Here is a 26,327-nt window from a genome sequence, read left to right as displayed (position 1 = left end):
TTTGTTGTTTATCCGGTTTGCTGGCTGCGGCAATATGTATTTTTTGATAATTTTTGGCAGCGCAAAGCCATTCCATAAGAGGAATCCGGAAATTTCTGGATGTTTTTATCTACAATCCCATTCGCAGTTGTGCTAACTTCTGCCTAGCTTGAGCATCAATAGCATTAGCTAAAAACCTGCTTTTAGATTGTTTGCGTGGTTGATATCTGTGACGCATCCGACAAGTAGTAGACTCAACTTCACCGCATAGTTGCTGCGCTGACAACCATTCAGCACCATACCCCTGAACCATCAACTGCTGCGCTCGATCTGATGTAGCCACAATCACGCGAGAAATTAAACATTGTGCGATTTGGTGACGCAAACCAGCACAGGCTTTTTCTATATAGGTGTCTGCGGTTTGACCAAAATCTGTGTAATGAACTGAGAGAAACTCTGTAATCATTTCTCTATTGCTGGCGGTGTTTTGATATTGAGCATCAAAAACAATTTGAGTCTCATATCCTTGAAACGCGCTGTAGTTCGTCATTGCTTCAACTAATTCCCCACGTGCTGCCTCTAGTCCGGCATCATCACGAGTTTTTTTCAAGCAAGACCAAGCGCCTATAATGTTGTAGCCATCCACTAACAAAATGGATGGAATAATAGAACGGGGCATGGGTTTGAATCACAATTATCTAGAGTTAACAAAAATCATTCATAAAACTCATAGTAATTGAAGCATTACCTGTAACACTATGTTACAGAGAATAAAAAATGTCTCCTGTGAGCAAAAATAAACCTCAAGACAGAAGTCAGAAATTGCCAAAAGTCCCTAAAAATAAGCCCTGTCTTAGTCTTAGAGAATTAATAAAAACTTTTCCTACTTGTCAAAATTCCATACCAAAAAACCAGATACCTAAACAACAAAAAGTTTTCTGGTATCTGGTCATTAATTAGCAATCAGCTATTAGCAGTCAGCAATCAGCACTCATAACTCGGTACTCAGGACTCAGGACTCAGGACTGTGCAGTTCCATCAATCGCTGTTTAAGACGTTCCGCTTCACCACAATCGACTAAAGAGCCTCTTTCTAATAAAAACGCGCCATCACAGTAATTTAACTCATCTAAGCGATGAGTCACCCATAAAGCTGTAATACCCCGATTTTTAACCAAACGACGTACACCAGCCACCAAGTCTAGTTGACTATCGGGATCTAATAAAGCAGTGGGTTCATCCAATAATAAGACTTCACAGTGACGAGCGATCGCACCAGCAATTGCCACACGCTGTTTTTGTCCACCAGAAAGGGCATAAATAGGTCGTCTTTGCAAAGACAGCAAATTAACCGCCCCTAATGCTTCCTCAACCCTAGCTTTCACCATAGCTGGAGACAATTTTTCAGCCACCAATCCAAAAGCCACATCAGCACCAACAGTAGGCATAACTAATTGATGGTCAGGATTTTGGAAGACAAAACCCACAGGAGGTGAAATACCAATTTCGCCAGACTGGGGAGCCAATAGCCCTGCTATCAGTCTTAGGAGAGTTGATTTCCCACTGCCATTAGTACCCAAAAGCATCCAAAATTCGCCTTTAGGGACTTTGAGAGAGCAAGATTTGATGACTTGCTCCCCATTAGGCCAAAAGAAGTTTAAATTATTAACTTCGATGCCTACTGCTGTCATGTTTACACCTTTGGTTACTCAGCAGCAGTAAAAGCAGCAAAGCCTGGTGGTTTACCACTGCTGGTAGCTGCACCATCTTTCTGCACAATTTGTACTCCCGAAATTTCACTAGCGCGGACAGCAATTTTTTTCTCTGTTTTGCCTTCGCACTTGAGTTCTACAATATCAGGATTACCAGAACGCATGGCCGCCAAAATCAGCTGATAGACAGCCTCTGCATCTTCAGTAGACTTACGTTGTACGGAAATCGGGAAAGCAGTATTTCTGATGCTTAAGTCGATGGTAAACATTTAACATTCATCACATTTCACTGTAGGAACAATTCTAGCGTCAGTTGTCAAGGGAATAGGGAATAGGGAATAGGGAATAGGCAAAATCAGGAGTTCAGTAGAAAAAAGAAAGAATAAATTTTTTCTCCCTGCACCTGTGTACCTCTGCTTTTTGTCTCCAATATTAAATTTTATCTCCAATACCACTGGAAAAATTAGAGATTTGCACTTATTATGATTAGAGACAGTAAAAAATTGTAAACTAGATTGACAATCTGGTTAAATATCTGTTTATGGGCGGTTATGTCATAGCCATCTATAAAAACAGATAAAAATCTGTACTTATAAACATTTGGAGATTCTTTCTAATGACCATCGCAGTTGGACGCGCCCCGTCAAGAGGGTGGTTTGACGTACTAGACGACTGGTTAAAGCGCGATCGCTTCGTATTCGTAGGTTGGTCAGGAATATTATTATTCCCTTGCGCCTTCCTCGCACTAGGCGGTTGGTTAACCGGCACAACCTTCGTCACATCCTGGTACACCCACGGATTAGCCTCCTCCTACCTAGAAGGAGCAAACTTCCTGACAGTAGCAGTATCCACACCAGCAGACAGCATGGGACATTCCCTGTTGCTATTGTGGGGACCAGAAGCACAAGGTGACTTTACCCGGTGGTGTCAACTAGGTGGTCTATGGCCATTCGTAGCACTACACGGAGCATTTGGACTGATTGGCTTCATGTTACGTCAATTTGAAATTGCCAGACTAGTAGGGATTCGTCCATACAACGCTCTAGCATTCTCAGGTCCAATCGCTGTATTCGTCAGCGTCTTCCTGATGTACCCCTTGGGGCAATCAAGCTGGTTCTTTGCACCCAGCTTTGGTGTAGCAGCAATCTTCAGATTCTTGTTATTCCTGCAAGGATTCCACAACTGGACACTCAACCCCTTCCACATGATGGGAGTAGCGGGTATTCTCGGTGGAGCATTACTGTGTGCGATTCACGGTGCAACAGTAGAAAACACTTTATTTGAAGACGGCGAAGCATCCAACACCTTCCGCGCCTTCAACCCCACCCAAGCAGAAGAAACCTACTCAATGGTGACAGCAAACCGCTTCTGGTCACAGATTTTCGGGATTGCTTTCTCCAACAAACGCTGGTTACACTTCTTCATGTTGTTTGTACCAGTCACAGGCTTGTGGATGAGTGCCGTTGGCATCGTCGGCTTGGCTTTAAACCTGCGGGCTTATGACTTCGTGTCCCAAGAATTACGGGCAGCAGAAGACCCAGAGTTTGAAACATTCTATACCAAAAACATTTTGCTGAACGAGGGTATCCGCGCTTGGATGGCTCCTCAAGACCAACCCCACGAACAATTTGTATTCCCTGAAGAAGTATTACCACGTGGTAACGCTCTCTAATAGATCAGTTATAGGCGGCGGACGCGACCAAGAATCAAGCGGTTTTGCTTGGTGGTCTGGAAACGCTCGTTTAATTAACCTATCCGGTAAACTACTTGGCGCTCACGTTGCCCATGCTGGTTTAATCGTTTTCTGGGCTGGAGCAATGACTTTATTTGAAGTTGCTCACTTTATCCCAGAAAAGCCCATGTACGAACAGGGCTTAATTCTTCTACCTCACCTAGCTACCCTCGGTTGGGGTGTTGCTGCTGGTGGTGAAGTAATTGATACTTTTCCCTACTTTGTTGCAGGCGTACTGCACCTAATTTCTTCCGCTGTTCTGGGTTTTGGTGGTATCTATCATGCCGTCCGCGGTCCAGAAACCTTAGAAGAGTATTCCTCTTTCTTCGGTTACGACTGGAAAGACAAGAACAAAATGACCAACATCATTGGCTTCCACCTGATCATCCTAGGATGCGGTGCGTTGCTATTAGTGCTGAAGGCAATGTTCTTCGGTGGTGTATATGACACCTGGGCTCCTGGTGGCGGTGATGTGCGTGTAATTACTAACCCCACACTCAACCCTGCTGTCATCTTCGGTTATTTAATCAAATCTCCTTTTGGTGGCGCAGGCTGGATTGTTGGTGTAGATAACATGGAAGATGTTATCGGCGGTCATATCTGGATTGCTTTAATTTGTATTTCCGGTGGTATTTGGCACATCTTCACCAAGCCTTTTGCTTGGGCGCGTCGTGCTTTCATCTGGTCTGGTGAAGCTTACCTCTCCTACAGCTTGGGCGCTTTGTCCTTAATGGGCTTCATAGCTTCTTGTATGGTTTGGTATAACAACACCGTTTACCCCAGTGAATTCTTTGGACCTACTGGTCCTGAAGCTTCTCAAGCACAAGCTTTAACCTTCTTGATTCGTGACCAACGCTTAGGTGCTAACGTTGGTTCTGCTCAAGGTCCTACTGGTCTTGGTAAATACTTGATGCGTTCTCCAACCGGTGAAATCATCTTCGGTGGTGAAACCATGCGCTTCTGGGATTTCCGTGGCCCTTGGTTAGAGCCTCTGCGTGGACCTAACGGTCTTGACCTAGAAAAAATCAAGAATGATATTCAGCCTTGGCAAGCTCGTCGTGCGGCTGAATACATGACTCATGCTCCTCTGGGTTCTTTGAACTCTGTAGGTGGTGTGGCTACCGAAATCAACTCCTTCAACTATGTATCTCCCCGTGCATGGTTGGCAACCTCTCACTTTGTGTTAGGTTTCTTCTTCCTCATTGGTCACTTGTGGCATTCTGGTCGCGCTCGCGCTGCTGCTGGTGGTTTTGAGAAAGGTATTAATCGTGAAACTGAACCAGTTATGTTCATGAACGATCTCGACTAAGTGATTTTAAGATTTCTTTGATCACTGACAGTCAATTAATCTTCTTACTCTTGACTCTTGCTTTACAGCAAGAGTTTTTTTATCCCTAAAAAAGTCAAGCCTGCTAATGCAGGCTTAAATACATTATTATGTTTTGGGAAAATGGAAAAGACCTCAAGCGTGAACAGTAAACTAGAATCCAAAAAACAACCTGACAATACCCAAGATAGTGCCTAAAGGACCAGATACAGTACCTACTGTATCGCTAGTCTTAGCAATACCAGAACGTTGAACTACGACTACATCATTGTTGCGTAGTATAGGATTGGTTTCCTCGTTAATTCCCTTGGAGAAATCTATTTTTACTACCCGCTTAGTAACAGTACCATTGGGATTGAGGCGAATCAAATCTACAGCACCGCTACTAGCTCTAGCATCATTAAAGCCACCAGCCGCCAACAAAGCCTGATTTAGAGAGCTATTCGGCTGTAAATCTGTTAATCCAGGTTTTTTAACTTCTCCTACTACCCCGACTTGAATTTTTGCAGGTGATAAAGTAGTGGTAGCTAATTGAGTTGCTTCTGCTGTGTTAATATCGGTGGCGGTGGGAACAGCTATTGTATCTCCATCTTGCAATACCACGTCTTGATTCAGATCCCCAGTTTGCAGTAATTCCCAGAGATTAATATTTAAAGTTTGTTCTGAGCCAGTTCTGGTAGGACGGCGAATTTGAATACTCCGAACATCAGCTTGAGATGTAATTCCTCCGGCTAACTGAATTGCCCGCATCACAGTTGGTAAGCCAGTTCCTGGCGCTCCACCCTCGCCACCACTAGAACCTGGTGTCACTAAATAAGAACCAGGACGGTTAACTTGACCTGTAATGGCCACAGTGCGCGGTGCGCTTTGACTAGCCGCATAGTTAGCAGCGAACAAATTCCGGGCTTCAGCAACGTTGAAGTCTGTGGCTGTGGGTACAACGATGGTGTCTCCATCCCGTAAAGTAATGTCTAGGGGGATTCTTCCTGTTTGGGTGATTTCCTTTAAGTTGAGACTAATAAGTTGTTCACCCGAACGTCCGATCTTACGACGTAGTTGTACTCTACTTACATCTGCTGCTAATGTTACTCCTTGGGCTGTGGTTAGTGCCGCTAATACTGTTGGGTACTGTACACCTGGATTGTTTCCTCCACTTCCTTCCAAGTTAAGAGTGTAAGAACCAGGTCTTGTAACTTCTCCTGCTACAAAAACATTAATGGGACGTGATGATAACAAATTCACAGAAATCAGGGGACGTTTGAGAAAACGAGCATATCTTCTAGCTATTTCATCTGCTGCTTGTTCTGTTGTTAATCCCAGAACGGAAATACTACCAATTAAAGGTAGATTAATCGCGCCACCAGGAGGAACTTGGTATTCGCCTGTATATTCGGGTACTTCAAACACATTGACACGAATGCGATCGCCTCCGCCTAATAAGTAATCTGTGGATATACCTGAAGTGTTTGATACTGTTTGTTTCTGAGCTAGACTGACAGATGGTAAAGCAATATTAACAGTAGTTAATAGAACTACAGCTGTAGTTGAATGGGTGAAAATTTTCCACAAATGTATATTAAGCATATTTACCTGAGACTGTGAGACTAGGATCTGTAAAGTATTGTCTAAACATTTTAACGTTGACTATACTTAATTATTCAAGTTCCCCAACAATGTTATTTTCGTAAGTAATCTTGATTTTCCGGATCTAATTTAATGAGGAATTCAGGATTTTTAGTGAAGCTAATTTAAAGCTGAACTCAGTGAAATAAATTAATTGTTCACGATTAGAGCAAGTTTTCTGACAATAGTCAATAGTTAAGAATCAAAATTTAGATTTATATTGCCTATGTTCTAGTAGCTGGTGCTGTCACTTATTCTCTAAATTAATATCAACATGACATTTTGAATTAACTCTAATAAAGTATCAATATGATACGGCAATTAGCAGAAATATAATTTTTATGCTGCTAGTTTAACTCTAAAAAACTGTGCTAAATACTTACTGTGAATCATTTTGCTGTTGGATCTTTTGGATAAAGAACTCCTCTAAAGATTGACGAGCTAAGTTGATGGTGATGATTTCACCTCCCATTAACCTGAGACTAGCAAGGAAATCATAGTAATCGTCTTGTAATATACCGTGCCAATGTCCATTCGGTTCAAATTCTAGATCCGGTATTCTTTTTTTGAGAAGTTCTGCATCACCTCCATGACCCTTAACATGATATGTATTTTCTGTGCCTAAGAGTTCATGGAGAGAACCAGAGCAAATTAATTCTCCTTTTGCCAGAATGGCCACGCGATCGCAAATTTGTTCTACTTCACTCAAAACATGACTATTGAAAAATATCGTCTTTCCCGCACCTTTGAGTGAGAGAATAATTTCCCGCATTTGGTAGCGTCCCAAGGGATCTAGTCCAGACATGGGTTCATCCAGAAATACCAAATCAGGATCATTAATTAATGCTTGAGCCATGCCAACACGCTGAAGCATACCTTTAGAATAACGCCGCATTTGTTTTTTACGAGCGTCAGCTTGGGATAAACCAACTAATTCTAGTAACTGAGGAATGCGTTGACGTTGTAGCTTGTGGGTAATTTGGAATAATCCAGCAGCTAATTCCAAAAATTCCCAGCCAGTGAGATAGTCGTATAAATAGGGATTTTCTGGTAGATAACCGATACGTTGCTTAACTGAGCGATCGCCTAGTGGCTTACCCAATAATAAACCCCTACCGGAAGAAGGTCGAATAATTCCTAGTAAGAGTTTTAACAGGGTAGTTTTGCCCGCACCATTGGGACCTAGCAAACCAAAGGTTTGTCCTGGGTAAACTTGTAAAGAACAGCTTTTGAGAGATACAACTTTTTGATTTAGCCAAAAACCAGTGCGATAGACTTTTCGCAACTCAGAAGTTAGGACTACTGGTGGTTGATCTACAGGATTCAGTTGAGGTTCGGGAGTGTCTGCAACAGAATTCATTGTGGTTAAATGACTAATTCCTGGCTAGGTGTGATTAATTACAGATGTAAGTAAGACGATAATAACTATCACTATTTGCTCTGTCAATTATCGCCAACATAGTAGCTTTTTGATCCGGACATCAGTAACTCATAACACTCCCTTGGAACTAGGAATAGTCTCAGCACGACGAGGATCAATTTCTACAGCCATTCGCATAGCTCTAGCAAAGGCTTTAAAAGTTGCTTCAATAATATGATGGGAATTAATACCATCAAGTTGGCAAATATGCAAGGTAATTTGGCTATGGTTTACCAAAGCCACAAAAAACTCCCGCACCAGTTGAGTATCATAAGTTCCTACCCGTTGAGTAGGAATTTGTAATCCATAGGAGAGGTGAGGCCGTCCAGAAAAGTCTAAAGCCACCTGAATTAAAGCTTCATCAAGGGGTGCAAGGAAATTACCAAAGCGGACAATACCTTTTTTGTTACCTAATGCCTGATGTAAAGCTTGCCCCAAGGTAATACCTACATCTTCATTAGTATGGTGGTCATCAATTTCCCAGTCTCCTTTGGCTTGGATATCTAAATCAAACAGCCCATGAGAAGCGATTTGATGCAGCATATGATCCAAAAAAGGAATGCCAGTAGCAGCTTTGCAGATGCCTGTACCATCAAGGTTGATAGTTACTTTTACATCCGTTTCTCCAGTAGTGCGGTGAACTGTAGCAATGCGGTTGTTAGTCATTAGTCATTAGTCATTAGTCATTAGTAGTTAGTTATTGGGAATTGGGCATCGGTAAAAATCTTTTCACCTACACCCTAGCCCCTACACCCTACACCCTATTCTCTACATACCCATGATTTCATATCCTGCATCTACATACAGGATTTGCCCGGTAATACCGCTTGCCAAATCACTAGACAAGAAAGCTGCTGCATTGCCTACCTCTAGCTGTGTGACGGTACGACGTAGGGGAGCAACTTGTTCAACATGATGAATCATATCTAAAATGCCACCTACTGCTGAAGATGCCAAAGTGCGAATGGGTCCTGCTGAGATACCATTGACGCGAATATTTTGAGATCCTAGTTCTGCGGCTAAGTAACGGACACTGGCTTCTAATCCGGCTTTAGCTACACCCATGATGTTATAGTTTGGGATTGCTCGAACTGCACCTAAATAGGAGAGAGTAATAATACTGCCGCCGTCTGTCATCAAAGGTTTAGCAGCACCGCTTAACTGAACGAGTGAATAGGTGCTAACTTCCAAAGCTTTATTGAAACCAGCACGAGAGGTCTGGCTAAAATCCCCAGTTAAATCTTCTCTATTGGCAAAAGCCAGACAATGAATAAGAATATCTAGTTTACCCCACTGCTGACGGACAGTATCAAAAGTAGCTTGAATTTGCTCCTCGTTCTCAACGTTACAGGGAAGAAACAAGCTAGGTTGGAGGGGTTCTACTAATTCTGCAACTTTTTTCTCAAATTTACCTTTTTCATCTGGCAAGTAGGTAACACCCAAGTTAGCACCTGCTTGATGAAGTTGTTGGGCAATACCCCAAGCGATGGATCGGTTATTGGCAATACCTGTTACTAAGGCGTTTTTTCCGGACAGATTCAGCATAGAAATTGTTAATTTGATCAATCATTAGGAGCATACTAGAATCTGAGCCTATTTTGACCAATAATTCCTTAATAGCACAAGCATCTGGATTTATCCGTTGCATCAATCCGCAATCCAAAATCCTCAAGCACCCAGTCAATCCAAAATCCTTTTAGAGGATGACTTTGTTAGGAATATGATTTTGAAAAAAATAATTAAGTAGCCATCATCAACTGCATTACAGCAACCCATGAAATAGAAAAATGTAAGAATTCAGGACTCAGGAGTCAGAATATTTGATAAACCAAAAAAAGTAAGTTTGGGTGTAACCGTGAAAAAGCTAACCGCTGACTGCTGAATACTGATAGCTAAATGCTCACATAAATATTTCCTTTTACCGCTTACGCTTTTACCCTTCCCATATTTTCTAGTCAGGGTGTTGATTACAACAAAATTTATGCTGATTGATTAAGAAGTTATAAAGATATCGAAAAATTTTAGGCAAAAAAACCTTTGTAGTTGAGCTTCTGAAACCACTGATCAATAAGTGCTGGCTAAAAATAACAAGAATTGGGTATCATGATAAACATAAGAAGAAAAAGTGATAGATTTGAGTATAGGAAAAAACAGAAAGGTTGACGGTGCTTTCTTGATTTTTCAGGTGTATTCTTAGGTAATCAGTTTTTATTTTTCCGGCATTGGGTAGGGGAAGGGAGATGATCGTGACACAAGATAAAGCCCTAGCAAATGTTTTTCGTCAGATGGCAACTGGAGCCTTTCCGCCAGTTGTGGAGACGTTTGAACGCAACAAAACGATCTTTTTTCCCGGCGATCCCGCCGAACGAGTTTATTTTCTTCTCAAGGGTGCTGTAAAACTTTCCAGGGTATATGAGGCAGGAGAAGAAATAACGGTGGCACTGCTGCGGGAAAATAGTGTTTTTGGTGTGTTGTCATTGCTAACGGGTAACAAGTCAGATAGATTTTACCATGCAGTGGCCTTTACTGCTGTAGAATTGCTGTCTGCACCAATTGAACAAGTAGAACAAGCATTAAAGGAAAATCCAGAATTATCAATGTTAATGCTGCGGGGACTTTCTTCCCGGATTCTCCAGACAGAGATGATGATTGAAACCCTTGCTCACCGAGATATGGGTTCTAGGTTGGTAAGTTTTTTATTAATTCTTTGTCGAGATTTTGGTGTACCTTGTGCGGATGGGATCACAATTGATTTGAAGTTATCTCATCAGGCGATCGCTGAAGCAATTGGTTCTACTCGCGTGACTGTCACCAGGTTACTTGGAGATTTACGCGAGAAAAAAATGATTTCCATCCACAAGAAGAAGATTACCGTACACAAGCCTGTTACCTTAAGTAAGCAATTTACCTAATCACCCAAATTGCTTGTGATTAAGAGTGCTGTTAGCGGTAGCGGGGCGTTTAGCCTGTGCTGAGTTAAGACTGCTCTGGTTTTGTGGGGAATGGAAAAAGGGGAAAAGGGAGAAGAAAAAACCTTCATCTTTTACCTTTTTAACCTTTTCCCAAACCAACTACAAATTTCTAGCCTCTTCAACGAGCAGTATTGTCACCGCTTGTATATTGAAAATACCCACAATCGGAGGTAATTGAAAAATTGATTAATTTCTGCCCTTGGCAATCTCCTTTCACCCACAGACAATGGTTGAAAGTAGTAGGCTGTATCTGGAAGCATTATGCCTCCGGCACACCACGTGAACGGTAGTTAAAGATGGCGACCGGGTACATCCTGATAGCAGCAATTTTAATTTTGGGAGGTGTGATTGCCACAGTTGGCGATCGCATCGGCACACGAGTTGGCAAAGCACGCCTCTCACTATTTAAGCTGCGTCCCAAAAATACAGCAGTATTAGTAACTATTTTTACTGGCGGGTTAATTTCTGCATCAACCCTAGCAATTTTATTTGCTGCTGACGAAGGATTGCGGAAAGGCGTATTTGAGTTAGAAGATATTCAAAAAGACCTGAGAAACAAACGAGAACAACTGAAAACCGCAGAAGCTGAAAAAAGCCAGGTAGAAAAGCAGCTGACGGAAGCCAGAAAAGAACAAACTCAGGCACAGCAAGATTTACAGAAAATTAATCAGTCTTTACAAGCTGTCAATGCCAAACAACGGATAACACAAGCTCAACTTAACCGCACTATTAGTCAACAAGCTAAAACCCAAGCTCAACTGCAAGGAACTCAAAGCCGACTAGGTGAAGTAGTGATACAGTATCAACAAGCTATAAATGAACTGCAAACTCTTTATAATCAGCGTCAGGCATTGCAGAAAGCAGTTGAAGAATTAAAGACAGAACGGCAGCGACTTTATGCAGAAGCAAAAACAGCGATTGACGAAGCAAAAACAGCTATTGAAAAACGCGATCAGGAACTTGCTAATCGCCAAGAAGCTATTGAAAAACGCGATCAGAAAATTACTCAATTAGACCAATTAATTCAAAGTCGTAATCTAGAAATTAAAAAGCGAGAGCAAGTAATTGCTATTAGAGAATCTCGCCTCAAAGAATTAGAAAAACAACAAGATTATTTAGAACAAGAAGTAGCAAGGCTGGAAAAATATTATCAATCTTACCGTGACCTGCGTTTGGGTAAATTAGCTTTGGTACGTGGCCAAGTTCTAGCTGCTGGTGTAGTCCAAGTCAATCAACCTAATGCTGCTCGTCAGGTGGTAATCCAAATTTTGGGCGAAGCTAACCGCAATGCCAATATAGAATTAAGCGAACCTGGGACAAATCCTGCAAATACAGAACTATTGCGTGTTACTCAAGATAGAGTCGAGCAACTGATTAAGCAAATTGATGATGGTAGAGAATATGTAGTGCGAATTTTTTCTGCGGGTAATTACGTCCGGGGAGAAAAGCAGATAGAATTCTTTGCTGATGCTACGCGCAATCAATTGGTATTTTCTGCTGGTCAGATTCTAGCAACAACTTCTGCTGATATGAAAACTATGACATCATATCAATTAAGGCAAAGGCTAGATTTATTGATTTCTGCTTCTCAATTTCGCGCTCGCAATGCAGGAATTATCGAAACTGTGCAAATAGACGGTACTTTTTTGCGCTTTTTTGCTCAATTGCAGCAGTCTGAGCAACCATTAGAAATTAAAGCCATAGCTGCTGAGGATACCTATACAGCCGGACCCTTAAGAGTGAAACTGGTGGCAATTTTGAATGGACAAATTCTGTTTAGCACTTAAAAAATTGAAAATTGAAAATTGAAAATTGAAAATTAAGTAAGAATTCAGGAGTCAGTGGTTCGACTTCGCTCACCAACCGGAGTCAGGAGTTAGAATGCTTATGAAATGAAGAATCGTCCAGAAGTGAGATTTTATCCAAATCATCAAACTTGACTAAAACAGCCTTCATTCTCCTGACTTGGAGTATTCTCTATCCTGAATACTTACAAAATTAAAAATTAAAAAACTTCTGACTGTTCCCTATTCCCCGTTCCCTGTTCCCTTTTTCCCATGACTAACACACAACCAGCAATTTTAGGCTTTGATCCCGGTCGAGATAAATGTGGTGTAGCTGTAATGGGACTGGATCGACAATTGTATGATCATCAAGTTGTTCCAGCGAATGAAGCGATCGCTCACATTGAAAAACTACGACAAAAATTTCCCATTTCTTTAATTGTCATGGGTGATCAAACTACTGCCAAAAAATGGAAACAGCAGCTAAATCAGGAATTAACAGATACGCTAAATATTATTTTAATAGATGAGCGTTATACAACTTTGGAAGCACGCGATCGCTATTGGCAGATGTTTCCACCAACAGGACTAACCAAGTTGTTACCCAAAGGTATGCGACAGCCACCAAGACCAATAGACGATATTGTGGCTATTCTCTTAATTGAACGCTACCTGAATCGTTTAACTGCCAACGGTCTCACTGACAATTGACAACTGACTAATTACAATTCAGCCCGAATCGTAAAAGCATAATCTCCCCCTGGTTCTAACTGGTAATCTTGTTTTTCTAAAAAGCGGCCAAGAGGTTCTTTAATTAAAGCGCGACCCTGGGAAGGCTTCACAGATAGTTCTCCCCGGCGGAAATGCCATTGAAAATGCCATTCAAAATCACCTGCACTCACTTCACCTTCAAGAAAGCCATGTTGCCAGGATTGGCGCGTGATTCTGACATGGGCAGTAGTTTCTGGTAGACGTTTAGCACTCACTATGCTGGGTGTCCAATGAGGGATAAAAGTAAACCGTGTAGGTTACTTAATTTTTATGTACCAAAAATCCCGGAAATTGACAAATTGGCAAATATGGCAGGTGACAGGTGACAGGTGACAGGTGACAGAGTTAAAGGTCTGTTTATGTCTAGGTTTTCTTATCTGTATGATGTCCCAAGCAGCTTAAAAATGGTGTAAGTATTGGAAGAATTATTAAACCTGGCTCTTTAACAATTCCAAGTACAGCACATGAAATCATAATTGATAGCCCCGGTAGGATTTCACTCGCAGCAGCAACAACAAGACCTTCTTTACCGGAAGATGCAAAAAATTGTGATGTTCGTATATCAATTCATCTTTTGCCAACTACTGCTAATCGTCCAGTTGTGTTAACAAAGATTTTATCTTACCCAGAAGAAAAATATCCATCATAGTGCAATTTATAAAATAGAATCTAAAATTTCAGGCGTTAAACCTTGAGCCTGTGCTTATTTACTAACTTCATCCATCATTTTTCTGAGACGTTGCACAGCATCTTGTCTAGAATTTAAAAATTTTAATTGCATAATTGATGCAAATTTGAGTTGAATTTGTTCTTGTTCTTCCTTTGTTGCTTGGCGATAGGCTTCTGCAATTTCTGAAGGCACTTTAATGGTGATTTCTTCTGTATTAGCCATATCTTGCTTGCCTCTAATATCTCTATTCATAATATTTTAAAAAATCATACGGCGATGCCTACTGGCAAGGCATCGCGGATTTTAGATTTGCGATTTATCTCTAATCCAAAATCTAAAATCCTTAATCGTTATTAACGATTCACTGCCGCAGCTTCCCGCGCCGCAGCTGCTTGATCTGGGTGGATACCCAAGCGTGTCAGGTTAATTCTGCCCTTATTGTCAATTTCGCGCACTTTGACAATCACTTCATCACCGACTGCTACTTCATCTTCAACTTTACCAACCCGATAGTCGGCTAATTGAGAAATGTGAATCATGCCTTCTTTTCCTGGCAAGAATTCCACAAACGCACCAATAGGTATAATCCGTGTTACACGACCTACGTAAACATCGCCTTCATGCAGTTTGCGAGTCATGCCTTGGACAATGTTACGCGCTCTTTTTGCCCTGCTTTCATCGACTGCGGAAATGGTGACTGTGCCATCGTCTTCGATGTCAATTTTTGCACCTGTTTCCTCAGTAATTCCCTTGATGGTTTTACCACCAGGTCCGATAACTAGACCAATCATTTCGGGATCAATCTTGATCGTCAACAGGCGTGGGGCAAAGGGTGAGGTTTCCAATCTGGGTGTTTCGATGGTCTGGAGCATTTTCTCCAGAATGTGCAGTCGGGCAGCTTTAGCTTGATCAACAGCTTGTTTAATCACATCTAAAGACAAACCGGATATTTTCATATCCATTTGTAAAGCTGTGATACCCGTATCAGTACCAGCAACCTTGAAGTCCATGTCACCCAAAAAGTCTTCAATGCCTTGAATATCGGTGAGGACGCGCACTTCGTCCCCTTCTTTAATCAAGCCCATTGCTGCACCGCTCACAGGTTTGATAATTGGCACACCGGCATCCATGAGGGCGAGGGTAGAACCGCAGACTGAACCCATTGAGGTCGAACCGTTAGAAGAAAGCACTTCTGAAACTACGCGGATGACGTAGGGGAATTGTTCTTTGGGCGGTAGTATGGGTAAAATCGCTCTTTCTGCCAAAGCCCCGTGTCCGATTTCCCGTCTTCCTGGCGCACGCATGGGCTTGGTTTCGCCCACGGAGAAGGGTGGGAAGTTGTAATGATGCAGGTAACGTTTAGATTGATCTACTTGTAGGTCGTCATTGAGGTTTTGGGCATCTCCTGGTGTTCCTAAAGTGCAAGCTGATAATACCTGGGTAAGTCCCCGGTTAAATAAACCGCTACCATGTACACGCCGAGGTAAAACGCCTACTTGACAAGAAACAGGACGAACTTCATCTAGTTTGCGACCATCAACGCGAACGTTGTCTTCAACTATTTGACGGCGCATAAAGTATTTGGTGATATCCTTAAAGGTATTACCAAGAGCTTTACTATCTGCTGTAGCCGCTAGACGAATTGGATCTTCTTCCGGTAGGGCTTCAATTTCAGCTTTGATCCCATCCTTAACGACATCTAAAGCTTTATCACGCTCGGTTTTGGTTAACTCAAATTGCGCCAGGATTTTTTTAATTTCAGCACTTGCGCGATCGCGGATATAGTTTTCTAGTGTTTGGTCTACTTCTGGTGGTGCTTCTTGCACAATTTTTAGACCTAGTTCTTCGACTAAATCTAACTGCGCTTGGATTAAATCCCGCACTGCTTCGTAACCAAAATCAATCGCCTCGATAATATCTCGCTCTGGCAACTGATTTGCTCCTGCTTCCACCATGATCACACCATCTGGTGAACCAGCAACAACTAAATCCAAATCTCCCGCTTCAATTTCTGCATAGGTGGGGTTAATGATGAAATCATCACCTACTAAACCTACCCGCACTGCTGCCATTGGCCCATTAAAGGGAATTTGGGCAATGAGGGTAGCAATAGAAGCACCAGTTACAGCTAACACATCGGGCGGTACTTGCTCATCCATTGATAAGGTGAAAGCAATTACCTGCAAATCATCTCGTAACCATGAAGGGAACAGAGGACGTAGGGGACGGTCAATCAGACGGCTGGTAAGAATCGCTCTTTCTGGTGGACGACCTTCTCGGCGCATAATACCACCAGGGATTCTACCTGCTGCGTACAATCTTTCTTCATAATCTACCGTGAGGGGAAGAAAATCAACGCCTTCTCTAGCTTCTGACCGTGTAGCTGTAACCAAAACAGCTGTGTCCCCCGATTCTATCAATACCGACCCACCAGCTTGGGGGGCTAACAGTCCAACCTTCAGTCGAATATCCCGTCCATCAAAGGATATTGACTTATCAACTTCTGCCATTCAGTTTTTTTTCCTTCTATGCACGCTATTCTCTCTCTGTGGCAATCCTAACATTTATCTAAAATTTGAGTTGAAAACCTTGTCCTAGAAGGACGGCTTTACTTTTGTCAAATCTTCGTTTACCATAATGATGCCTGTTTGTTAAATGCAATGTTAAAAGCCTATAAGCACAGAATCTATCCGACTGGGGAGCAGTCTATATTGCGTGCCAAGTCGTTTGGTTGGGTGCGTTGGTTTTACAACTTTGCTCTTGACCTCACCTTTCGTATTTATAAAGCAACTGGCAAGGGCTAAAGCCGCAACGACACCATTAATCTGTTATTTGCCCTGAAAAAAGAATACGAGTAGTTAAAAGAAGCACCATCCCCATGTTTACAGCAGGTAGTATTAGATTTGTCTAGTGCTTTTCTGAACTTCTTTGATAAGCGAGGTAAGTAACCGAACTTCAAAAAGAAAGGACAAAAGCAAATAGATTGCTTTCCTCAGCAGGTAAAGCTAGACGGTAACTATCTCACCTTGCCAAAACTAGATAAAATCTACTGTAAAGTATCTCACTTACCACAGGAAAACTTAAATCTGTTACTGTGTCATTAACTCCATCAGATGAATACTACGCAGCTTACCTCGATGATGACGGTAATGATAAACCTGTTTTATCGTCACAAGGTAAAGCTGTTGGTATAGATATAGCGGTAAGTCACTATGCTGTTACTTCTGATGTAACTAAACATGGTAATCCAAACTATTACCGTAAATAGGAACTAAAACTAGCTCAGAAACTAAAGCAGCTTAGTCGTAAACAGAAGGGATCTAAAAACCGCAATCAAGCCCGGATTAAAGTTGCTAAAGTTCACGCAAAATTACTAGATGTCGTGAGTATTTTCTGCACAAACTAAGTTGTAAATTAGTTGACGAAAACCAAGTCATAGTGGTAGAAAATCTAGCAGTTAAGTACAAGTCTGAATGGGAAGAAAAAATCTACATTGAATTGTCTAAATTCTTAAATGAGAATTATTGTTATCTAAAAGCTCAGATATATCAAATATAAATTATCTAATAAATATTAACTTATTAACTTCGTCAAAAATTAGCGTAATATAAAAATGGCAATTCTACACGGTGTTTGGTTAAATAAAAAACAAGATAATTCTGAGAATTGTTTATTTATTTGGGGAGAAACTTGGCGTACTTCCCAGATTAATCTTGAATTTATTACTCTAGCAGAAATCCCCATCAATCCCTTGGCAATGACACCAAAGGAGTTGAGTGAATGGTTGACAGTAAATAATTTAGCGATTTCTAATTATATTCAAGATCTTCAAAATCTTCAAACATCTTCAGTTTCTTTTACTCCAGTCAAAGGACGTAAAACAGCACCCAAAACCGAACAAACCTTACCCAAGCAGTCACAAATTATTGCTTTACCAACCTCCTTTATAGAACAGGATAAAGCAATCTCTCCTGTACATTCTGCTAGTTTAAATATTGATAGTAATTCACCACAATACTTACAACCTTGGAAAATTGAAGGTTTTTGTCTTCAACCCAATGCAGCCATAAAATTACTCACGGCTTTACCATTGAGTTCCACTGATGGTCAAAACGCATTTTTGGGAGGCGATTTACGTTTTTGGGTACAAATAGCACGTTGGAGTTTAGATTTAATTTCCCGTTGTAAGTTTTTACCAACCATTCAAACAGAAGCAGATGGTTCTTTAGTTGCCCAATGGAAGGTACTTTTAGATAGTGCTTTAGATACAACTCGGTTAGAAAAATTTGCTGCAAAAATGCCATTGATTTGTCGTACATATCAAAAAGATAGAGATAAAAATCAGCAAAATTTAGCAGTTGATTTACCACCATCAGCACAGGAATTAATTCTGGGATTTCTCAATAGTGTAGTAGATGCCCAAATGCGGGATATGCTGGTTTCTAAATCTCCCATTGACAATAGGTTAATGATGTCTTTACCACCTGCTGTACAACAGTGGTTACAGGCTTTAAATAGTGCATCGAATAAAATTAATAGCGATGCAATGGGATTAGACAGGTTAGAAGCAGCCCTCAAAGCTTGGACTCTACCTTTACAATATCAATTAACAGGAAAAGCTTTATTTAGAACCTGTTTTCAACTTCATGCCCCGGAAGCAGGAAAAACAGATTGGCTATTAGCTTACTTTCTGCAAGCAGCAGATGATGCAGAATTTTTAGTAGATGCAGCAACTATTTGGAATCATCCTGTAGAAAAATTAGTTTATCAAAATCGGACAATTGAACAACCCCAAGAAACATTTTTGCGTGGTTTGGGTTTAGCTTCTCGATTGTATCCAGTTATAGCCCCTAGTTTAGAAACTGAATCTCCACAATTTTGTTATCTCACCCCTATGCAGGCTTATGAATTTATCAAATCTGTAGCTTGGAGGTTAGAAGATAGCGGTTTAGGAGTTGTTTTACCACCAAGTTTAGCTAACCGTGAAGGCTGGGCGAATCGTTTAGGTTTGAAAATTAGCGCCGAAACACCCAAGAAAAAACAGGGACGTTTGGGTTTACAAAGTTTGTTAAATTTCCAGTGGCAATTAGCAATTGGTGGACAGACAATTTCTAAAGCCGAATTTGATAAATTAGTCGCTTTAAATAGTCCTTTGGTAGAAATTAATAGTGAGTGGGTAGAACTGCGTCCTCAAGATATTAAAACTGCTCAAAACTTTTTTGCATCGCGTAAAGAACAGATGTCTCTATCATTAGAAGATGCTTTAAGGATTAGTACAGGAGATACTCAAGTCATTGAAAAATTGCCTGTCGTGAGTTTTGAAGCCTCTGGTGCATTGCAGGAATTAGTTGGGGCTTTAACTAATAATCAAGATATTCAACCTTTACCAACTCCTAGCAATTTTCGCGGACAATTACGACCTTATCAAGAACGTGGTGCTGCTTGGTTAGCGTTTCTGGAACGTTGGGGTTTGGGTGCTTGTTTAGCGGATGATATGGGACTGGGAAAGTCGGTACAATTTATTGTTTTTCTACTCCATCTCCAAGAACAGGATGCACTAGAAAACCCAACTCTCTTAGTTTGTCCCACGTCCGTTTTAGGTAATTGGGAAAGAGAAGTCAAGAAATTTGCCCCTAACCTGAAAGTTCTAGAATATCACGGTGATAAACGTCCCAAAGGTAAGACATTTACCGAAACTGCAAATAAACACAATTTAGTAATTACTAGTTACTCCCTGGTACAACGAGATATTAAGTTATTACAAACCGTTAATTGGCAAATAATTGTATTAGATGAAGCGCAAAATATCAAAAATGCAGATGCAAAGCAATCTCAAGCTGTGCGGAAGTTAGAAACCTCATTTCGTATTGCTTTGACAGGTACGCCAGTAGAAAATAGATTGCAAGAATTATGGTCTATTTTAGATTTTCTCAATCCTGGTTATTTAGGTAATAAACAATTTTTTCAAAGACGGTTTGCCATGCCAATAGAGAAGTATGGTGATACAGCTTCTTTAACACAATTACGCTCATTAGTCCAACCTTTTATTTTACGGCGTTTGAAAACTGATAAATCAATTATTCAAGACTTGCCAGAAAAGCAAGAGATGACAGTGTTTTGTGGTTTGACTGCTGCACAAGGGCAATTATATCAAAAATTGGTTGATGAATCTTTAGTTGAAATTGAATCAGCAGAAGGTTTACAGCGCCGAGGTCTGATTTTAGCTTTATTAGTTAAGTTAAAACAGATTTGTAATCATCCTGCACAGTATTTAAAAGAATCAAGTTTAGAAAAACAGCATTCTGCCAAATTGCAGCGTCTAGAGGAAATGCTAGAGGAAGTTTTAGCAGAAGAAAACCGCGCCTTAATTTTTACCCAATTTGCTGAATGGGGTAAATTGCTTAAACCCTATTTAGAAAAACAGCTAGGAAGAGAAATATTCTTTTTATATGGTAGTACCAGTAAAAAGCAACGGGAAGAAATGATTGACCGTTTCCAAAATGATCCTCAAGGGCCACCCATTATGATTTTGTCCTTAAAAGCTGGTGGTGTAGGTTTGAATTTAACCAGGGCAAATCATGTCTTTCATTTTGATAGATGGTGGAATCCCGCTGTAGAAAATCAAGCCACAGATAGAGTATTTAGAATTGGACAAACTAAGAATGTCCAAGTACATAAATTTGTCTGTACTGGAACATTAGAAGAAAAAATTAATGACATGATTGAAAGTAAAAAACAATTAGCAGAACAGGTTGTTGGTGCTGGTGAAGAATGGTTAACTGAATTAGATACCGACCAATTGCGTAATTTATTATTACTGGATCGAAATGCAATAATTGATGAGGATGAAGAATGACTAATTTTACCCTGCAAGCAAGTAGAGAATGGTGGTCACAGCGATGGCTAGATTTACTAGATTCTTATCGGTTTAAAAAGCGGTTAGAACGAGCGAGAAATTATTCAAGACAAGGAAATGTTTTGAGTATTGAGTTTAAAGGTGCAAAAGTTTTAGCACGGGTGCAAGGTAGTGAAGTAGAACCTTATAAAGTTTCTCTTTTCCTCGATTCTTTCAGTGATGAAGAATGGGGTTATGTAATTGAAACAATGTCCCGAAAGGCGATTTTTGCTGCTAAGTTACTAGCAGGAGAAATGCCACAAAATATAGAAGAAGTCTTTACATCTAACGGACTTTCATTATTTCCTTTTACTTTAGGTGACGTTCACGGTAAATGTTCTTGTCCTGATAAAGCAGTGCCTTGTAAACATATTGGCGCTGTGTATTATCAATTAGGCGATCGCTTTAGTGAGGACCCTTTTGTTTTATTTCAATTACGAGGGCGCACCAGAGAGAAAATTATTAGTGATTTACGTAATTTACGCAGCAATAAAAATTTAGATCAATCTGACGAAAAAACTAAAAAAACAGAAACTTCTGAAATTCAACCAACAACTTCCGAACATCAATATTCATTAAACTTAGATAATTGTTGGCAATATAATGAACCATTAGAATCATCTTTAGTGGTCATTTCCCCTAGTGTTAGTGAGATAGTATTAGAAGTTTTAGGGACAATTCCCCTAGCTAAAGATGAAGAAAATTTAGTGAATTCATCTGCTACTGAACTGACTATGAATTATTTACAAACTGTTTACAAAGATGTCAGTCAAAAAGCTTTTTTAGCAGCTATGAATGTAGGCGGATGAATTGGATGAATAAGAGTAATTTTCAGTCTAGCGTTTCCTAATCTAATGAGGTACAAATTTATCTGCGTTTATCTGCGTCCATCTGCGGTTAATTCTTTCTTCCTGTACCTCACCGGAATGTGGGCTATAAGTGTTAAAAAATGTCCTTTACCTCCATCAAAGTTAGTGTTAAAACAATACCTTACCCCTGCTGATTCCTGAATTTTGGCATTGAAAATCTTTGATTGTGCTATTTTATGCTTAAATTTAGAGGACACCTGAACAGCTTTTATGTTGTAGCTGCTGCTAAACGCTTACAAATATTTTTGTGAGTGATTTATACAGGAAGTCTAGTCAGTCTTTCTGAATGTAAAGATTTAAAATTCAAAATGGTATCATTCGGTTTTACACTCAATTCTTCCAAACCCTAAGTAGGAGCATATATGGAACCAATTATTGCTATAGTTTTAGCACTCATAGGTTATGCTTTAGGATCTGCCAAAATAATTAACCAAGGTAATGAAGCCCTAGTTGAACGTCTGGGGCGGTATCATCGCAAACTTATACCAGGACTCAACTTCATTGTTCCCTTACTTGACCAAATTGTGATGGAAGATACAACCAGGGAGCAGGTTTTAGACATCAAGCCTCAGAATGTCATCACCAAAGATGGTATCTACCTGGAAGTAGATGGAGTTGTTTATTGGCGGATCATTGAGATCGAAAAAAGCTTTTATGAAGTTGATGATCTACAACAAGCACTATCTAATTTAACTACAACTACCCTGCGAGAAGTTATTGCCCAGAATACTTTAGACTATGCGAATATGTCTAGGGCAGATATGGATCGTAACATATTAGGTCAGTTAAATCCAATTACAAATAAGTGGGGTGTAGAAATTATTCGCATAGACCTGCAAAGAGTTACACCGCCTGAAAGTGTACGCAACTCGATGCAAGAAGAACGCGCTGCTGAGAATAAAAAAAAGGCGCTGATTTCTGCTGCTGACGGAGAACGACAAGCAGCGATTAAAAAAGCTGAAGGAACGAAGATGGCGCTGGAAATAATTTCTGAAGCTATACGTTCCCATCCAGAAAGCAAGGAGCTTTTAAGATATCTGATTGCTCAAGATTATGTACAAGCCAGCCAAAAACTGGGAGAAAGTAATAACGCCAAAATTGTATTTGTAGATCCAGCGAACTCAACCGATATGTTTCAGGAATTGATAGCTGAATCAGTAACTAAAGAAGATGATGGTAAAACTGCTGGGAATGGAACAAATTAACAGTTCAGTTATCAGTTATTAATCTCTGACTTTTTACTGTTCATTGTCACCTGTCACCTGCCGATAAATAGCATCAGCAACTAAGGAGACATCACGCATTTCTACAACATCGTGAACTCGGAGGATATCAGCACCATTAAAAATGGCTGCACAACACGCCGCTGCTGTTCCCCATACTCTGGCTTTTGGTTGAGGTTGATTTAAAATTTTACCTATAAAACTTTTACGGGAAGCTCCCACCAGGATGGGACAGTTAAGCATTTTTAAGGTTTGCAAGCGGCGAAAAATTTCTAAATTTTGCTCATAGTTTTTAGCAAAGCCAATACCAGGATCAATAATAATTTTGTCCTGTTTAATACCTGCTGCAACTGCGGCTGCTATTTGCTGGGATAAAAAACTAGAAATCTCACCCATGAAATCTTGATAATCTGTTTGTTTTTGCATCGTTTGGGGAGTTCCTCGGATATGCATTAACATAATGGGTACATCTAACTTGGCCACAGTTGGCAACATTTGGGAGTCATAAGTACCTCCAGAAATATCATTAACTATATCAGCCCCCGCTTCTACAGCAGCTTTCGCTACTTCGGCTCTAGTTGTATCTACAGAAATGGGAATGGAAATTTTTGGTCTGATCACTTGCAAAACTGACAGAACTCTGTCAAGTTCTTCTGTGAGGCTTATTTGTTCTGCTCCTGGCCTTGTTGATTGACCACCGATATCAATAATATCAGCACCAGCGGCTACCATTGCTTGCGCCTGAGCTAAAGCCGCTGAAGCAGTGTTAAATTGACCACCATCACTAAAGCTGTCTGGGGTGACATTTAAAATTCCCATCAAATATGTTCGCTGTCCCCAAGCAAAACAACGTTCTCGAATAATTAATTGATTTGACATAATTTATAGGAGTCAGCAGTCAGCAGTCAGGAGTTGGAATTTTGAATTTTGAATTTTGAATTTTGAATTTTTATGTTCAGTTTCATACCGCCTCGGAATGAATTCCGAGGCTAATAGCAAAAGTCCGTTGAAACGGACTAAACTTAGTTGATGAGCAGTTATCAAAGATTTGCTACTGATACTACTGAATAATTGACAATTCTGGCAAAACTCTCAGCTTCAAGACTGGCTCCTCCCACGAGAACGCCGTCAATTTCTGGTTGAGCCATAATTTCATCAATATTATTCGGTTTAACAGAACCGCCGTATTGAATAGATACGTTAGGATTCGTCAACTGAGAGCGAATTAAGCCAATGACCCGATTCGCTTCTTTGGTTTCACAGGTATCACCGGTACCAATTGCCCAAATTGGTTCATAAGCAATGACCAAATTGGTTTGATCCACATCTACTAAGCCTTTTTCTAATTGGCTGCTAATCAGTTGTTCGGTGTCCCCTGCGTCCCGTTGTTGTTTGGTTTCACCAACACAAAGAATGGGGGTAAGTCCGTGCTTTTGTGCTGCTTTCAAGCGTAGATTGACGGTCGCGTCTGTTTCGCCAAAGTATTGCCGTCTTTCACTGTGACCGACTATAACATAGCGCACACCAATTTCTGTGAGCATGGGAGCAGCAATTTCACCGGTGTAGGCTCCATTTTCTTCCCAGTGGACGTTTTGTGCGCCCAGTTGGATCAGGCTACCGTGCAAATATTTGGACATGACGCTTAAGTCAGTGAAGGGAGGACACAGAACTACTTCTCGTTCTGAGGGTGTTTCCTCCAAGAGGGGCAAAAATCCGCGTAAGAATTCTTCGGATTCTGCCTGAGTTTTGAACATTTTCCAGTTGCCGGCTATAACGATTTTTCGCACAGGTGATTTTGTCAAGATGCTAACGCTACTAGATGCATTTTTCAGTCTAGAACTTTTCTGGATGCAATTAGCATTTTAAACAGAAGTTTTACCGCTCTTACTGCTACTCGCATCCTCACCAGTTTGACTGGTTTACCAGATGCTTTCTCAGCATCCAAGAATTTACCCAGTTCCTTTAGCACTGGATTTGTGCGGCGGCGGGCGGGTTCAACCGCACTAAAAACCCATTGCCAGAGTGAACGACGGCACAAAGCAGAACCACCACTAACTTTAGATTTGGAAATATCACCGCTTGACTCTTGGGATGGTGCAACACCCAAAGCTTTTTGAAATTTCCTAAGTGATAAATGACGTTTGGTAGGTTTACCAGATTTTCTCCCCTTCCTAATTCTGATAACAGGTTTACCATCCTCACCTAAGAAATTTTCTAGGGGGAAAATTTGGGAGATGATAACAGCCTGTAGGCGATCGCCTAAGTTTAATTTCTGGAAAACTTCGCGGTAGTTGGTAAAGCGTTCGTCCTGGAGGAGTTGCGAGAGTTCATCCTCAATTAACTGTTCCTCTCGCTGTAAGCTACAAATGCGCTGCGCGTGAAATTTGACTGAGTTAGTTAAACCAATTCCAGCACTAGATTTATAAAGTTTGTCGTACCTGGTTGATTCTCTTTCCCCAGCAAGCCACCCCCACAACAGAGGGACTTTTCCAGAAACACCGCGACGTGAAACTACGAGCGCAACTTCTGGAAACTGCCAAGCTAAATCTTGTCTAGCCCTGTTAATTATCGGTGACTGAATTCTGGAAAGGTGGTTAAGCCTCAACACTAACTCACGAATTCTGGAAACAATGCGATCGCGCACCTGAACAAACCTGCTTAAATCATTTCCGTAATCAAACTGGTAACAGGCGATGGCTAGTGAATCAGCATCATCATCTTTATCAGGTAAGCCAAGGTGGTTTTCTCTGTAGTTCCTCAGTTGTTTATGTCCAATAAACCTCACTTCCACACCAGCACGGGTCAAGTGTTCCACCCAAAACCGTGAGTAATTAACGCCAGTCGGTTCAAGCAGTGCAATTTCTGGCTTTAGTGCCATCAACCCCGACAAACCAACAAGATTAGATTCAAATTTATAAAACCGACATTCATAGTAAAATTCCCTTGGAATATTCGGCTTTTCCGTGAGTAAGCAGCAAGAAACGCTGGACTTGGAAACATCCAACCCCAAAACTCTAGTCATTCTGTTTTTCTTGTAGGTGTGAACTGTGTCAACAACGCTTGTGAATCACCCAAAGGCCAACGAGCCTGATTCAGTCTCAAAGCAAAAACCAGTGCTGCAAACACTGGCAGACACATTTTGAAAGCACAAATCAACCGAGCTTACGAAAAATGAAAAGCCATGAGCTTACTTCACTGTGAAAGCCCTAAGCTGGTTGTGCTTTTTGCAAGATTGGTTTGGACCCAATCCGCGACACACCAAGGGGTGTGTTTCGGCTACCGGGTCTAAGCAGCCATCATCAGGCGGTTACATATAGTGTTCATCATCCTCATCCTCACCTTCGTAGCAGG

Annotated in this window: 23 protein-coding genes; 10 read left to right on the top strand and 13 right to left on the bottom strand. The window is 40.9% G+C overall.

From position 1 onward, the window contains the following. Nucleotides 1-109 precede the first annotated feature (109 nt). The 3 genes from A0J48_RS07580 to A0J48_RS07570 all read right to left on the bottom strand — a co-directional run bounded on the left by A0J48_RS07580 (nt 110) and on the right by A0J48_RS07570 (nt 1,959). Complete coding sequence (locus A0J48_RS07580) at nt 110-658, bottom strand: NYN domain-containing protein (protein WP_200321809.1); 549 nt, start codon at nt 656-658, stop codon at nt 110-112. Between the two features lie 333 nt (nt 659-991). Continuing rightward, a complete protein-coding gene (locus A0J48_RS07575) occupies nt 992-1,669 on the bottom strand; it encodes an ABC transporter ATP-binding protein (RefSeq protein WP_200321807.1) in 678 nt (225 codons plus the stop codon). Between the two features lie 14 nt (nt 1,670-1,683). Then, nucleotides 1,684-1,959 carry a hypothetical protein gene (locus A0J48_RS07570; RefSeq protein ID WP_200321805.1) on the bottom strand — a complete coding sequence of 92 codons (276 nt, stop codon included), beginning with the start codon at nt 1,957-1,959 and terminating at the stop codon, nt 1,684-1,686. Nucleotides 1,960-2,306: 347 nt separating this feature from the next. Here A0J48_RS07570 and psbD point away from each other — a divergent pair, with 347 nt between their 5' ends. Both psbD and psbC read left to right on the top strand, forming a co-directional pair. Next, entirely contained in the window at nt 2,307-3,362 is a 1,056-nt protein-coding gene (gene psbD / locus A0J48_RS07565; protein WP_200321803.1) for a photosystem II D2 protein (photosystem q(a) protein), read from the top strand. Next, nucleotides 3,346-4,731: a photosystem II reaction center protein CP43 gene (gene psbC, locus A0J48_RS07560; protein ID WP_200321801.1), complete on the top strand. Its 1,386-nt coding sequence runs from the start codon at nt 3,346-3,348 to the stop codon at nt 4,729-4,731. Before psbD ends, psbC begins: the two co-directional genes overlap by 17 nt. 171 nt (nt 4,732-4,902) lie before the next feature. Here psbC and A0J48_RS07555 read toward each other — a convergent pair whose 3' ends face one another. From A0J48_RS07555 to fabI, 4 genes are all read right to left on the bottom strand, one after another. Then, nucleotides 4,903-6,333, bottom strand: coding sequence for an SLBB domain-containing protein (locus A0J48_RS07555; protein ID WP_200321799.1), 1,431 nt, complete (start codon nt 6,331-6,333; stop codon nt 4,903-4,905). A gap of 418 nt (nt 6,334-6,751) precedes the next feature. Then, nucleotides 6,752-7,732, bottom strand: a complete 981-nt coding sequence (locus A0J48_RS07550; protein WP_200321797.1) for an ABC transporter ATP-binding protein — start codon at nt 7,730-7,732, stop codon at nt 6,752-6,754. A 129-nt stretch (nt 7,733-7,861) separates the two neighbouring features. Continuing rightward, nucleotides 7,862-8,458, bottom strand: a complete 597-nt coding sequence (gene hisB / locus A0J48_RS07545; RefSeq protein WP_200321795.1) for an imidazoleglycerol-phosphate dehydratase HisB — start codon at nt 8,456-8,458, stop codon at nt 7,862-7,864. Between the two features lie 102 nt (nt 8,459-8,560). Beyond that, complete coding sequence (gene fabI, locus A0J48_RS07540; RefSeq protein WP_200321793.1) at nt 8,561-9,337, bottom strand: enoyl-ACP reductase FabI; 777 nt, start codon at nt 9,335-9,337, stop codon at nt 8,561-8,563. A 695-nt stretch (nt 9,338-10,032) separates the two neighbouring features. On the opposite strand from fabI, the gene ntcA reads away from it, so the two are divergent. The 3 genes from ntcA to A0J48_RS07525 all read left to right on the top strand — a co-directional run bounded on the left by ntcA (nt 10,033) and on the right by A0J48_RS07525 (nt 13,259). Beyond that, nucleotides 10,033-10,704, top strand: coding sequence for a global nitrogen regulator NtcA (gene ntcA, locus A0J48_RS07535; protein ID WP_190564903.1), 672 nt, complete (start codon nt 10,033-10,035; stop codon nt 10,702-10,704). Between the two features lie 356 nt (nt 10,705-11,060). Next, on the top strand, nt 11,061-12,551 hold the full coding sequence (locus A0J48_RS07530) for a DUF3084 domain-containing protein (RefSeq protein ID WP_200321791.1): 1,491 nt from the start codon (nt 11,061-11,063) through the stop codon (nt 12,549-12,551). Nucleotides 12,552-12,821: 270 nt separating this feature from the next. Further along, complete coding sequence (locus A0J48_RS07525; protein WP_200321789.1) at nt 12,822-13,259, top strand: pre-16S rRNA-processing nuclease YqgF; 438 nt, start codon at nt 12,822-12,824, stop codon at nt 13,257-13,259. 11 nt (nt 13,260-13,270) lie between these two features. Here the strand turns inward: A0J48_RS07525 and A0J48_RS07520 are convergent, their stop codons facing one another. From A0J48_RS07520 to A0J48_RS07510, 3 genes are all read right to left on the bottom strand, one after another. Further along, nucleotides 13,271-13,534, bottom strand: a complete 264-nt coding sequence (locus A0J48_RS07520) for a DUF3146 family protein (protein ID WP_062287265.1) — start codon at nt 13,532-13,534, stop codon at nt 13,271-13,273. Between the two features lie 488 nt (nt 13,535-14,022). Then, nucleotides 14,023-14,241: a hypothetical protein gene (locus A0J48_RS07515; RefSeq protein ID WP_234300780.1), complete on the bottom strand. Its 219-nt coding sequence runs from the start codon at nt 14,239-14,241 to the stop codon at nt 14,023-14,025. Nucleotides 14,242-14,342: 101 nt separating this feature from the next. After that, entirely contained in the window at nt 14,343-16,499 is a 2,157-nt protein-coding gene (locus A0J48_RS07510; RefSeq protein WP_200321787.1) for a polyribonucleotide nucleotidyltransferase, read from the bottom strand. A 150-nt stretch (nt 16,500-16,649) separates the two neighbouring features. On the opposite strand from A0J48_RS07510, the gene A0J48_RS27715 reads away from it, so the two are divergent. The 5 genes from A0J48_RS27715 (at nt 16,650) to A0J48_RS07485 (ending at nt 22,958) form a co-directional block, all read left to right on the top strand. Continuing rightward, nucleotides 16,650-16,793: a helix-turn-helix domain-containing protein gene (locus A0J48_RS27715; protein WP_200321785.1), complete on the top strand. Its 144-nt coding sequence runs from the start codon at nt 16,650-16,652 to the stop codon at nt 16,791-16,793. Nucleotides 16,794-17,083: 290 nt separating this feature from the next. Further along, entirely contained in the window at nt 17,084-17,257 is a 174-nt protein-coding gene (locus A0J48_RS07500) for a transposase (protein ID WP_200321783.1), read from the top strand. A 345-nt stretch (nt 17,258-17,602) separates the two neighbouring features. Further along, entirely contained in the window at nt 17,603-20,845 is a 3,243-nt protein-coding gene (locus A0J48_RS07495) for a DEAD/DEAH box helicase (protein ID WP_200321782.1), read from the top strand. Then, nucleotides 20,842-21,693, top strand: a complete 852-nt coding sequence (locus A0J48_RS07490) for an SWIM zinc finger family protein (protein ID WP_200321781.1) — start codon at nt 20,842-20,844, stop codon at nt 21,691-21,693. The genes A0J48_RS07495 and A0J48_RS07490 overlap by 4 nt, the downstream gene beginning before the upstream one ends. A gap of 422 nt (nt 21,694-22,115) precedes the next feature. Then, nucleotides 22,116-22,958, top strand: a complete 843-nt coding sequence (locus A0J48_RS07485; RefSeq protein ID WP_200321780.1) for an SPFH domain-containing protein — start codon at nt 22,116-22,118, stop codon at nt 22,956-22,958. A gap of 33 nt (nt 22,959-22,991) precedes the next feature. On the opposite strand, the gene folP is transcribed toward A0J48_RS07485, so the two are convergent. The 3 genes from folP to A0J48_RS07470 all read right to left on the bottom strand — a co-directional run bounded on the left by folP (nt 22,992) and on the right by A0J48_RS07470 (nt 25,998). After that, nucleotides 22,992-23,855: a dihydropteroate synthase gene (gene folP / locus A0J48_RS07480; protein WP_200321779.1), complete on the bottom strand. Its 864-nt coding sequence runs from the start codon at nt 23,853-23,855 to the stop codon at nt 22,992-22,994. A gap of 161 nt (nt 23,856-24,016) precedes the next feature. Then, on the bottom strand, nt 24,017-24,763 hold the full coding sequence (gene tpiA, locus A0J48_RS07475; protein WP_200321865.1) for a triose-phosphate isomerase: 747 nt from the start codon (nt 24,761-24,763) through the stop codon (nt 24,017-24,019). 41 nt (nt 24,764-24,804) lie between these two features. Then, a complete protein-coding gene (locus A0J48_RS07470) occupies nt 24,805-25,998 on the bottom strand; it encodes an IS110 family transposase (RefSeq protein WP_200321778.1) in 1,194 nt (397 codons plus the stop codon). Nucleotides 25,999-26,327: the final 329 nt, after the last annotated feature.

It is taken from the genome of Sphaerospermopsis aphanizomenoides BCCUSP55 (assembly GCF_001586785.1).
GTDB lineage: Bacteria > Cyanobacteriota > Cyanobacteriia > Cyanobacteriales > Nostocaceae > Sphaerospermopsis_A > Sphaerospermopsis_A aphanizomenoides_A.
This window is presented reverse-complemented; position numbering and strand designations above follow the sequence as displayed.